22 protein-coding genes are annotated in these 10,588 nt (G+C 40.8%); 4 read left to right on the top strand and 18 right to left on the bottom strand.

Features of this window, described 5'->3' with window-relative positions; genetic code table 11:
• Positions 1-8 precede the first annotated feature (8 nt).
• The 11 genes from IW644_RS14940 to IW644_RS14990 form a co-directional block, all read right to left on the bottom strand.
• Entirely contained in the window at positions 9-323 is a 315-nt protein-coding gene (locus IW644_RS14940) for an antibiotic biosynthesis monooxygenase family protein (RefSeq protein ID WP_269918260.1), read from the bottom strand.
• Positions 324-353: 30 nt separating this feature from the next.
• Positions 354-788, bottom strand: a complete 435-nt coding sequence (locus tag IW644_RS14945; protein WP_269918261.1) for an energy transducer TonB — start codon at positions 786-788, stop codon at positions 354-356.
• A 119-nt stretch (positions 789-907) separates the two neighbouring features.
• On the bottom strand, positions 908-1,192 hold the full coding sequence (locus IW644_RS14950) for a hypothetical protein (RefSeq protein WP_269918262.1): 285 nt from the start codon (positions 1,190-1,192) through the stop codon (positions 908-910).
• An 82-nt stretch (positions 1,193-1,274) separates the two neighbouring features.
• Positions 1,275-1,571, bottom strand: a complete 297-nt coding sequence (locus tag IW644_RS14955; RefSeq protein WP_269918263.1) for a hypothetical protein — start codon at positions 1,569-1,571, stop codon at positions 1,275-1,277.
• A gap of 554 nt (positions 1,572-2,125) precedes the next feature.
• Positions 2,126-2,353 carry a hypothetical protein gene (locus IW644_RS14960; RefSeq protein ID WP_269918264.1) on the bottom strand — a complete coding sequence of 76 codons (228 nt, stop codon included), beginning with the start codon at positions 2,351-2,353 and terminating at the stop codon, positions 2,126-2,128.
• Positions 2,354-2,474: 121 nt separating this feature from the next.
• Positions 2,475-2,924, bottom strand: coding sequence for a hypothetical protein (locus tag IW644_RS14965; RefSeq protein ID WP_269918265.1), 450 nt, complete (start codon positions 2,922-2,924; stop codon positions 2,475-2,477).
• Between the two features lie 140 nt (positions 2,925-3,064).
• A complete protein-coding gene (locus IW644_RS14970; RefSeq protein ID WP_179982250.1) occupies positions 3,065-3,502 on the bottom strand; it encodes a hypothetical protein in 438 nt (145 codons plus the stop codon).
• A 68-nt stretch (positions 3,503-3,570) separates the two neighbouring features.
• Positions 3,571-4,152 carry a DUF6630 family protein gene (locus tag IW644_RS14975; protein ID WP_269918266.1) on the bottom strand — a complete coding sequence of 194 codons (582 nt, stop codon included), beginning with the start codon at positions 4,150-4,152 and terminating at the stop codon, positions 3,571-3,573.
• A 120-nt stretch (positions 4,153-4,272) separates the two neighbouring features.
• On the bottom strand, positions 4,273-4,734 hold the full coding sequence (locus tag IW644_RS14980) for a DUF3291 domain-containing protein (protein ID WP_269918267.1): 462 nt from the start codon (positions 4,732-4,734) through the stop codon (positions 4,273-4,275).
• A gap of 263 nt (positions 4,735-4,997) precedes the next feature.
• Positions 4,998-5,486, bottom strand: coding sequence for a zinc-ribbon domain containing protein (locus tag IW644_RS14985; protein ID WP_269918268.1), 489 nt, complete (start codon positions 5,484-5,486; stop codon positions 4,998-5,000).
• A gap of 85 nt (positions 5,487-5,571) precedes the next feature.
• Positions 5,572-6,069 carry a hypothetical protein gene (locus IW644_RS14990; RefSeq protein ID WP_269918269.1) on the bottom strand — a complete coding sequence of 166 codons (498 nt, stop codon included), beginning with the start codon at positions 6,067-6,069 and terminating at the stop codon, positions 5,572-5,574.
• A gap of 203 nt (positions 6,070-6,272) precedes the next feature.
• On the opposite strand from IW644_RS14990, the gene IW644_RS14995 reads away from it, so the two are divergent.
• A complete protein-coding gene (locus IW644_RS14995; protein ID WP_012518669.1) occupies positions 6,273-6,494 on the top strand; it encodes a TA system antitoxin ParD family protein in 222 nt (73 codons plus the stop codon).
• The gene (locus IW644_RS15000; RefSeq protein WP_061439355.1) at positions 6,487-6,777 is read left to right on the top strand and encodes a type II toxin-antitoxin system RelE/ParE family toxin; all 291 of its coding nucleotides are present in this window, start codon (positions 6,487-6,489) and stop codon (positions 6,775-6,777) included. The genes IW644_RS14995 and IW644_RS15000 overlap by 8 nt, the downstream gene beginning before the upstream one ends.
• Positions 6,778-7,300: 523 nt before the next feature.
• Here the strand turns inward: IW644_RS15000 and IW644_RS15005 are convergent.
• Together IW644_RS15005 and IW644_RS15010 are read right to left on the bottom strand one after the other, a co-directional pair.
• Positions 7,301-7,690: a GFA family protein gene (locus tag IW644_RS15005; protein WP_269918270.1), complete on the bottom strand. Its 390-nt coding sequence runs from the start codon at positions 7,688-7,690 to the stop codon at positions 7,301-7,303.
• 128 nt (positions 7,691-7,818) lie between these two features.
• The gene (locus IW644_RS15010; protein WP_269918271.1) at positions 7,819-8,274 is read right to left on the bottom strand and encodes an energy transducer TonB; all 456 of its coding nucleotides are present in this window, start codon (positions 8,272-8,274) and stop codon (positions 7,819-7,821) included.
• Between the two features lie 184 nt (positions 8,275-8,458).
• Between IW644_RS15010 and IW644_RS15015 the strand changes: the two genes are divergently transcribed.
• Entirely contained in the window at positions 8,459-8,707 is a 249-nt protein-coding gene (locus IW644_RS15015; protein ID WP_269918272.1) for a type II toxin-antitoxin system Phd/YefM family antitoxin, read from the top strand.
• On the top strand, positions 8,697-8,990 hold the full coding sequence (locus IW644_RS15020; protein WP_269918273.1) for a type II toxin-antitoxin system RelE family toxin: 294 nt from the start codon (positions 8,697-8,699) through the stop codon (positions 8,988-8,990). Before IW644_RS15015 ends, IW644_RS15020 begins: the two co-directional genes overlap by 11 nt.
• A gap of 93 nt (positions 8,991-9,083) precedes the next feature.
• On the opposite strand, the gene IW644_RS15025 is transcribed toward IW644_RS15020, so the two are convergent.
• The 5 genes from IW644_RS15025 to IW644_RS15045 form a co-directional block, all read right to left on the bottom strand.
• Positions 9,084-9,350 (bottom strand): DUF2442 domain-containing protein, encoded by a 267-nt coding sequence (locus tag IW644_RS15025; protein ID WP_269918274.1) that lies wholly within the window; start codon positions 9,348-9,350, stop codon positions 9,084-9,086.
• 23 nt (positions 9,351-9,373) lie between these two features.
• Positions 9,374-9,565 (bottom strand): DUF4160 domain-containing protein, encoded by a 192-nt coding sequence (locus IW644_RS15030; protein WP_269918275.1) that lies wholly within the window; start codon positions 9,563-9,565, stop codon positions 9,374-9,376.
• Between the two features lie 143 nt (positions 9,566-9,708).
• Complete coding sequence (locus IW644_RS15035) at positions 9,709-10,002, bottom strand: HigA family addiction module antitoxin (protein WP_032095616.1); 294 nt, start codon at positions 10,000-10,002, stop codon at positions 9,709-9,711.
• Positions 10,002-10,280 carry a type II toxin-antitoxin system RelE/ParE family toxin gene (locus IW644_RS15040; RefSeq protein ID WP_269918276.1) on the bottom strand — a complete coding sequence of 93 codons (279 nt, stop codon included), beginning with the start codon at positions 10,278-10,280 and terminating at the stop codon, positions 10,002-10,004. The genes IW644_RS15035 and IW644_RS15040 overlap by 1 nt, the downstream gene beginning before the upstream one ends.
• 75 nt (positions 10,281-10,355) lie before the next feature.
• A partial coding sequence (locus tag IW644_RS15045) for a type II toxin-antitoxin system RelE/ParE family toxin (protein WP_269918277.1) occupies positions 10,356-10,588 on the bottom strand: 233 nt, incomplete at its 5' end.

Here is a 10,588-nt window from a genome sequence, read left to right on the forward strand (position 1 = left end):
GGTTATAACTACACCTCAAATTCCCGCCGATGCAGGTAGTCAATTTCAACTTCCATTTCATGTAACGTACGAGTGGACTTTAGATTGAGACTGTCACGCATATTCTGACGGTGAAGTTCGTACTCGGCACTCATTTCAATATCAGCTGCCTTTCGGTAAGTTTCCTCGCTAGGCCACTGAGCATAAGCTATGAATGCTCCACTTTTATCTCGGTGTAATCTGGAGCCAAGACTTCCTTTGAATAAGTAAATGCCTTGCGTAGCCTTTGGCCATGACGCTAGGAATTGCTCTTCAAATCCCTCTTTTACGACAAACTCAAACATAACGATAAACATCGGTATATCTTCCAACCGCTATTCGCAAGCCATTGCGGCTTGCTGCTTACACTTTGAAATAGATTCTGCCTCTGTATTACCACCCATGCAGAAATCTAACCTCAATAGCTTTTCTTCGCGTGTAGGGGTTTTGCTCCTAACCAATGTCCACTCCCAATCTTGAATAACTTTGGTTGCCGGCTTAGAAATACCCTTTTTAGGTACTGAACTTATAAGCTCAATGCTTTCGGTCAAACCACTTCCGTCTACTATTACTTTAAATACTCCGCAGCCAACAATGCCTTTTCTTGCTAATTCAACGGGGTAGCGTGGCATAAATTGCTTTTCTCTCAACCAAGTGGTGTCAGCAATTGTTGGCTTTAAATGTGTTAACTCCACAGAAGCATAATTAACTGCTGCGAGTGTGCCTGTAGATAAAAAATAGATGACGAAGAGTAAATTCTTATAATTCATACAACCTTCCTTAGTTAGTTCAAAAGACATTCGCATAAAAAGCTCAAACACGGCTTCTATGCATGGAGCGATGGGGCGAAGTCTAATGTAGCGTGTTAGTTTACGAAGAGACTTTATTGTTACGTGCGTGCATTTTCAGACCCACAGACAAATGTTTCTTCACCCAGATGGTAGACATTATTAATAGCTACGTATGTGCCAGAAACAACACCCGTTATGGGGAGTAGTACAAGGCCACTAATTGAATAAAAGGTATTGGTATCCTTAAATCCATTAATAACTTTTAGGGTTTTGCGGTCCGATGATATCTCACACTTGTTCACTTTAGCCGTATCGGTTTCTGGAACGACTACACAAGCACTTAACAAAGTTATGCTTAAAATTAATAATGCGAGTAATTTCATCAAATAATTCCTTTTATCTCTGGCTACACAGATTAGCACATATTTTCGCCTAGCCTACAAAGAGGGCGAACTAAGTTTTTTGTTATACGTGCATCATTGAGCCAGCACATAAAAGTATAAAAGCGCAAAGAAAATATTTACTACTAACGGAGTTGACGCATACATTTTGTTTAAACCAAGCCTTTACTGGCATAGTTAACATATACGGCGATGACAACAATCCGCGTAATAAACATAAGACGCCCAATGTCATGGTGATAGAACCGAAGTTCAGTGTCTTAGTGTGTTGGTAAGCGACTGCTTCTATAAGAATCACGGCTGCCATAGCTACTTTGATTAAAATTGCAGCCCTTTGGGCTTTAATTGCTTCGTATTCCATTGCGAATAAATCCTAATAGTACTTATAACATCCACTAAGGGGCAGTAATGTATAGATTGAAGATCTCTTAACCATCTAACATAGTGCGATGAATTGAGACTATAGGATCTTCCTTATACAGCTAATGCCCCGCAGAACTGATTTGATATGTAGCCTTCTATCCTTGAGTGTATTTTTGTTCGCAAGAAACAACCGCAGCGCATAAGCCGCTAACAACTAGAAAGCAAATAGTAGCGGAAAATGTGCCTATGCTAACAAATAAACAAGTTTCTCTGACTCTAGGGTCGACAACAAAAGCTGCACCCCATAGTAGAACAGTAAAAAAAGAGAATATATAAGCGAAAATACCAAGAGCTCTAGCTGCGAATAAAAGAGTGGGTAGGTTTACAGTTTGTATCGTCTGGTAAGGGTAAAGTTTCATAAAAAGTCCTTCTACATAATGCAAAACTTCATAGCCACATAGCGTTTAAATAACGGGCGTAGGCGTGGGGCATTATGGGGAAACCGCCCCACGAGTATATTTCCCCGCTTGCGAAACGAGTGTGTCGATTGCTTTATTTCGGTGCATTCATGAAATGACCGTTTTCTTCTACATCCTTCTTAAGAATCAAAACAATTAAAAATATTAGCGCTACGGGCGGGATAAAAGCCGTGAAGAAACCAATCACGGAGGTTACGACAGGTGTGGTGGTTTTACGCTTTCCGAGATAATAGCCAGCTAAAGCCATGAGTATAGCTAAAACGATTATGATTTGACCGAAAAGTGTCGCGTTGATATTCATAAATAGTTCCTTCTACTTGTGATAATTTTGGTAGTACATGACTTTCCAATAACGGGCGCAGACATGTGGGGCACATTGGTGAAGCGGCCCTACAAACCATGCGAGTGTGTTAATTAGCTCTTTAAGCATGTTCACCCATAACCTTCAGTTGCGATATGTCCATTACCCTCACATGCGTTTGGTAATAGTACTTACCAGTAGGTTTACCATCCGATAGAAATGCAATCTTAACCCGCTGAGCAATACCATTAACTACTATTGCTTTATTTATAAAGTATTCCTGTGGTGGCATTCCATATCTAGCAGATAACTGTGCAATTACTTTCGGATGTAGAGTAACGGTTATAGCTCTCTGATCACGATAGTCTTTTTCAGTATTTAAATAGACATATTTCCCTTGGCTACCAGTGGCTACTATTTGAAGTGAGTATTGCCCAGGAACACCTTTGGGCGCTGAATCTGCAGCAGCCTTTATTATTGCCATTGTGTCTGAGAATGTAGACTCAGTGTGTAAAGTTGTGGAAGTGCAACCAGCGAGTAAAAAGATAAACGTCAAAACAACAATTTTCATAATTTATTTCCTTATAGCACCATACTAAAGGGCGATAGCACATGGGCTAAAATAGGTAACGAAGTGAGTAGCCCATGAGTAAGCGTCCCAGCGAACGAAGTGAGTAACTTAATTTTCTTTGTTAGGTGCCAGCACGCTTTCTACTGCCGCCATAACTTTATTGTGCCTAATAAATAAAACGTACCATAAATACAGCATATAGTTGAGCTGACTAACCAAAAGGTTATTGAATTTTGGTGCACCACAGGGTCTGAAGTTAGAAATGGACCAACTAAACCTGCGATGCCACGCAACAAATAGATGGCAGTAATTAAAGCTAAACAGGTTTTTAGTAGTGGTAATTTGATGATGATACCTGCACCAGAAAATGCATATAAGCCCCAGCCAGTAAGAATTGAAGCAATTACCAAAGTTGCAATTGTAGGGTAAGGGTCGCCCTGAGCTGCGAGTTGAGCCATGCGTTGACCAGCACCAAAAAAGAGATACCAATCAGGACCGCCGAAAATACAACTGATATGAAGTAGTGCGGCTAAGAAGCTTAAAATACCAGCGATTAATAGTTGATTATTCTTGTGCATTCAAATTCCTTTTGGCACATAACATCGCCCGCAAAGGCGAGCACGTAGTACGATTTTACTTGGCCTTGTTACATGTTTTCAAAAAATAACCTTACGTCTGCTTGCTTGGCCAACAATGAAATATTACTACGTTGCTCCAACGGGCAAACGAAAAGCACTAAAAGATCACTACTATCGTCTATTGCTAAAATAGCCAAATTTGCGGCACGAGCGCAAGTAAAAATATCGGGGCTATGCTCTACGCTACCAGCACCACCTACAAGTGATCCAAATCCAAATTTAGTTTGTGCGTAGAAGTTTTTTAAGTCCTCATAGTGGGTACTTTTTTCTAGAAGGCCTTCGGATCGAAGATTCAATTTATCTAAGACTGATAACGGTTCTTCACGGCCATTGGCAACTGCCAACAGATTCGACTCATAAAGAGCACGGACTAGAACAAAGGTGGTTGAAATATCTGTGGGCGATTCTATAAAACAGTCGTCTTTTAAATCTTCATCAAGTGCCTCAAAATATTTGTTCGGCGAAGACTCAAAAAGCCGAACTTTTCTCATCACCTCTGGGTTGTTTCGAGAAACGAGTTTCGACAAAGCCACTAAAGGCTGCTGATCCGATTTAGGGCCTCGTAACAATTTTTTTAAAAACTCCCTCATCTGGTGTACCTCCTTGAGATGTAACTTTTAAATAAGGGTCGCAGACGCGTGGGGCATAATGGCGAAGCAGCCTCGCGAGTATGCGTTTCAGCGAACGCAGTGAGTGAGTTGATTGGGGGGTTAGGCGTTTGAAGTATGCGCCGATTCGAGCTTGGCATAGTTACCTTTAAAGCTAAATGCTTCCTGAGTTTCTCCATTTTCCCTAAGGTGCTCCAATTTGGCCACGGCTTCTTGTACGGTTGGTATATGGCCTTCTGGAATCCACCACAACACGTAAGATGCTTCGCCAAGTGGAACAAACCATTCTTTTTTACGCTTGAGAAAATCGATGTGGTGCGTTTTAAACATGAAGTTTTTAAGCGACTCTACGCTTTCCCAGACCGACATATTTACGATGATATCTGGGTTGTTTTCTACTTCTATACTAGTGGCATCGCCTGTTTCATCTTTTAAGCGCCAAATAAACCCCGGACTCTTTTCTGCAATAGCATTAATAGGCTCTAAATTATTAACAAAGTCCGACATTTCCGGTGACTCTAGATCAAATCTTACTTTTGCAATATTAAGTTGAGCGAGGTGCATTTAGTCTCCTTAACGCATAACAATTTATTATGTCTATTAGCAAAAAACTTCCTTGAACAGACTTAGAGTCGCACTAATCATTTAAGATGGCTACTACAAAGTGCTTTATAGCAAGCCCCGCATCTATTTCACACTATGTCATAGTTCTGTTTTTTTCCTCATACAAAATTAGGGGAAAGATTGAGGTTGTTTCCTCAATGCTGTCTGATACCAGCCATACAGAATAAGAAATTTGACCTTCAAAATTTTTCTGAGACATAACGCTAAGCGTCTTGTTTACTGCCCGTGTCAATTCGAAGCAGCTTTTCATCTTTTATGTACCCTAATTGGAATAGTTCCATTGCAATTTGTTTAAGCTCTTTATTTTGCTTGGTGGTTCTGTTTTCCGTCTCTACAAGTAATTGATAGCGTTTTTGTAAGCTTTTGATATTTCTTAAGTGCCTTCGGCAATCTGGGCATTGGTTGCAATGCGCATCTACATAAAAGCCTAACTGTTCGAACCAAAACATTTGCTCCTTGGCGAAAAAGATGAACGCTCTTTTACAAATGTTGCATGTTTCTTCAATATCTATGTAGATTTTGCGCGGGTACAAACCGTAATTCTGCTTTGATATATCAGCTTTTATAGCGGTTTCTTTGAAGATCTTAAGCGATGAGTAGCTCCAGTGAGCAGATAAAATATCTTCTTCAGAGTAGCTTTCGCCTGATGGGATAGGCTTATTTCCATATCTGGGGTGTTTTACATAATTCATTTGGATGGAAATAACCTCTGGCGGAGCCGCCCCACATGTATGCGTCGCAGCGTGCCCGCTCTTGGCACACGACTTGAGCGTCTTGTTATATTTTGTCACACCGCCGCCAAACTTTTGAGGTTCCAGAGCCCGAGTCGAAATATTTGATATTTGCGACTAATTCTCCATTTGATTCTTTCAATGACGACTCGCAACCAGCAACCACCATTTCATAATTAAGATGATATTTTTTTCCGCTTTCTGGAGTGAAACTAAATTGCACATGACAGTTCCAGCTTGGTTCAGTTGTACCAAACTGGAAATACAACTCTTTGTTAGTGGGTATATTGATAATGTTGGTTGCAATATCCGAATGTTCGGAAATGACATGTCCTAAAACATTTTCCGTGTCATAGTCTTCTTCATAACAGCCATCAAATATTTCTAACTGCGTTACTTTACCATGCAGAAATATTCCCTTGAGGTTGGCTGAAATAGTAAGTTCTGCGCTTTCATTAGTTGCTGGTCTATTATATACGGGCAAATTAGTTGACTTACAGCTTACAAGTAAAATCGCTAACACCAGTATAAAAAGCTTTTTCAATTTAAACTTCCTTTGAATTTAAAAAAATATAACGCCCAACTTAGGGGAAATAACACGCAGGCTAAAATTGGAGCGAAGCGCAGGGAGCCTACGTGTTTTTGTCCCTAGCGAGCATAGCAAGTGTTAATGCGCTTGCTATACGCAGTTTGCCACAATTGTAGCGCATTGCTACAATGTGTTTATGAACTAACTGGAGACATATTATGGCAACCGCGAGCGTAAGACTAGACCAAGATCTAGTTGAGAAAGCTACCATTATGGGCAAAGCACTAAATCGAACTATGCCAAAACAGATTGAGCATTGGGCAAAAATAGGTGAAATGATGGAAGATAATCCTGATTTACCATACGAATTCGTGAAACAGGCAATTATTTCCAAAGCGGAAAAAGAGGCAGGAAAATTGGAGCCTTACGATTTTGGCTAAGATTACGAGTGTTTTACAGACAGCCAATTTTAAGAGAGCAGTAAAGAAGTTACATAAGAATCAGAAAAAAGACTTGGATAAAGCTGTAAAGGAACTGATGGACGATCCTCTTTTAGGAGAACAGAAAAAAGGCGACCTAGCTTTTCTTCGCGTGTACAAGTTCAAAATGGTTAAGCAGTTAACCTTACTAGGTTACAGCTACGAGGATGGCACTGTGATACTTGAATTGATAGCTCTTGGTTCTCATGAAAACTTTTACCGCGATGTTAAAAAGTTATTCTGACCGGATGCATATAACTTTTAAATAACGGGCGCAGGCACGTAGGGCATAATGCCCAAGCCGCCCCGCGTGTAAGCGTCCCAGCGAACGGAGTGAGTGACTTTATTTTTTTGTTATATGCCATACATCGAAAGTTCTGGAAAAGCGATTACTACATACCAAACGACAATTGAAAGAATTAATTTTGCAGCCAGCTCAATTAGCGAAGTATTCCTAATCTTTGTATCACCTTCCGGGTTGCTCCAACCACCCTTTAAGTCCTCATCTAGTGTTACCAAATGACCCCAAAAAATTAGTATTGTCACGAAGGCAAAACTCACAGCGAATGACAGTTCGAATAACCACGAACCGAGAATAGTCAGTAAAAAAATCCATATTGAAAAAACTACAAACTGAGTCATACAGGCATATAACACTTGCATTAAGGGCGATAACACATGGGCTAAAATTAGGAACGAAGTGACGCAGCCCATGTGTTAGCGTCCCAGCGAGCGAAGCGAGTGCCTTTAGTGTTTTGTTATACCGCCTACAGTACACCTTGCTCCAAATTAGACAATGCATCCAACTGATTAACCCATTCAAGCTGAGACTCACAATAAATATTGATTGCTGGTTTCAGAGTCGGGGCGTTGTCTATTGAGCCCAAATATAAAATCGTTAAACCAGCAAGTTTAGGGTTTTGATTGTATATTGGTGTGCCACAATGCTTACAGAAGCTTTTTGAAGCATTCTCTGACACTTGTACAGTTTTTAGTGAGCCGCTTTTTAATATAAAGTTTTCACTCGCTACAACTACATATGTTGAAAATGCACTTCCATTCATTTTGCGGCAGAGATTGCAGTGACAATTAACAATGGCTCTGATTTCATCCGATGAACTAAATTGAACACTCTTGCAGTTACAACTTCCTTCCATGAAATATCCTTTAAGTTGAGTAAGCGGTATAACTTTTCAATAACGGGCAAAAAATAGTAGGCTAAAATTAGCGACGAAGGAGCAAAGCCAACTGTTTTTTGTCCTTGTTTAACAGTTTGTTAGAGCTATTACATGTGCGAGTATCCGCATTGTTTCTTTGCTTCAGTCTTATTTTTAGAATTACTAACCATAAAATCAAATTGAATACGAGTTAACACTGGCTCGTTATTCTTATTTTTTTCCGTCGCAGTCCACTGCCATTTTTTTAATGCCGCCGCAGCATACTCATCAAATACACCTTGAGGATATGAGCTTTTAACCTCATACCCTCCTAATTTACCCTCTTTGTTAATACCTACAATCAGGTCAACACATCCCGACAATCCTTCTTTAGCAGCTGAAATCGGGTACTTAGGATTTTTCTTCTTTTTTACAACCCAGTACTCTTTAGCCAGCTCTCTCTGATTTTCTAAGGATAAATCAATATAATTGACTGGTTCTATTTCTACTTCATTTGCCATCTCATTAGATGCACATGCACCTAAAAATACACTTAATAATGTTAATGAAACCACTTTTCTCATTGCTAACTCCTTTTAGCTCTAACACCCGTATAACGGGCAAAAATACGTAGGCTACAATACCAAGCGAAGCGCTGGGAGCCTACGTATTTTTGTCCCAGCGAACGAAGTGAGCGAGTTTATGTGCTTGTTAAACCAACAATGATAGCCTAAAGTGACCTAATTAAAGACCTGTTAGGAGACCGGTGTGGCGGCGAGAGTTTTGGCGGAAGTTGCTGCAAGTATTACCGAACTAAAAGCAAACCCTATGAAAGTTGCGAGCAGTGCGTATGGCGATCCTGTCGCTATATTGAATAGGAATGAACCCGTATTCTACTGTGTACCGGCAGAAATTTACGAAAAAATGATGGATCGTTTAGAGGATCTGGAACTACTACAGCTTGTTAGAGAAAGGCAAGGTGAAGAAAGCGTTTCGGTGAATTTGGATGACCTATAAATTAGAGTTTAAGAGAAGCGCACTAAAAGAATGGAATAAACTAGGTAGCACTTTGCAGCAACAACTGAAAAAGAAGTTAGCAGAGAGATTAAAAACACCGCACGTAGCCCCAGATAGAGTATTAGGTGCCGATAATGTTTATAAAACAAAATTACGTCAATCAGGATGTAGGTTGGTGTATCAGGTACTTGATGCCGTAGTTGTAGTTACAGTGCTTGTAGTGGGAAAACGCGAGAGAAATGAGGCTTACAAAAAAGCATTAAAGAGACTTGATGCTGAATAAGGATTTAACTTCCAAATATGGGGCGCAGGCACGTGGGGCATAATGGCGAAGCCGCCCCGCATGTATGCGTCCCAGCGAACGCAGTGAGTGTGTTTATTGATTTGTTATCTTCTTTCCTTGATTGCCCAAAAGAAGACCATTAACACTTAAGTCCTCGTCCAATTGAGGCCAATGAATACCTTCGCCATCACCCAGTATCTCCCAATCTTTGAGTTGATCTTCAGTCGCAGATGAAAGCGATGGGAACCAAGCTAAAGGAACGGAAAGAGTGCGGCCATCTATTAGACTGATAATAAGTGAGTCTGAGTCAAAACTAACTGAGTGTGCAAGAGGGTGATGTTCAACTGCTAAAATAGCCATTCCAAGCCTCCAAAAATGTTTCTTTATTTTCGACCACCAATTGCTCGAGTTTTCTTCTCTTTCGGTGGAAAACGAATAGAGCTAGCTAAAGCGACGGGCTTTAACCAGAATTTAGCAAGCATCTTCTCTCGCTGAATATGAATGTGTGCGGGTTCACCGTTTTCATTACTATAAAAGAAGAAACGATAAGGCCCTAATCTTAATACTGTCGGCATACAGTAAGATTATCGCAGAAGAGCACCTATGCCAATTGGAAGATAACGCTAAGCTTTGGGGCGCAAGCACGTAGGGCATAATGGCGAAGCCGCCCTGCGTGTTTGCGTCCCAGCCCGCGCAGCGGGCGTGCTTAATTTTTTTGTTAGGCGGCATGCAGATCTATTGGCTGTACGTTATCCAAATTGATGTTTTGCTTTGCCTGCCAGAGTTCATAGTTGTCTTGCATACTAAGCCAACTTTCAGGGCTGCGCCCTAATACCTTTGATAGCCTTAATGCCATTTCTGGCGTTACTGCACTTTTCCCCTTAACGACGCGATTGAGTGTAGAAGCGGCAACACCAAGATGTGTCGCAAGTGTCCGGCAACTTATGCCGTGTGGCTCCATGTAAATGGACTCAATAAATTCACCGGGATGTGGTGGGTTATGCATATTCATTAGTGATAATCCTCGTAATTTAAGATGTAAGCATTACCATCCGTGAACTCGAAAGTTACTCTCCAATAACCGTTAACTGATATCGACCAAATATTTGACCTTTCTCCTTTAAGTTGGTGAAGAGAAAGTCCGGGCAAATTAATGTCATCGATATCTTGTGCTGTATGGATAGCAGCTAACTGCATGCGAAGTTTTTTCGCATGCTTAGTCTGTATACCTGAAGTTTTCCCTTTTTCGAAAAAGAGCTTCAGACCCCTATGTTTAAATGACTTAATCATAGGAAGAGTGTGGCGTATTGCGCAACGCGGTGCAGCTTGACGCCTAACTTTAAGCTAAGGGGCGCTAGCGTGTTGTTAGCCGCGTTCGTGCCAATACCCTGGTTTTCGGTGGTTGTGCATAATAGCTACCACACTAATTTCCCTGTTTTCGATAATTTTATAAATAATAGAGTATGGGAACCTGCTTAAGACAAAGCGCCGATGAGTTTGCCCCATTTTTGTCCATGCCGATGGCAAAGAGCTAACTGAATCGATGGCTTCTTTGAGTTCTTGAGTAAATTCGTGACCCAAACCCAATGACTGTTCTT

The sequence above is a fragment of the Alteromonas sp. PRIM-21 genome (genome assembly GCF_027563165.1).
GTDB classification, from domain to species: domain Bacteria; phylum Pseudomonadota; class Gammaproteobacteria; order Enterobacterales; family Alteromonadaceae; genus Alteromonas; species Alteromonas macleodii_A.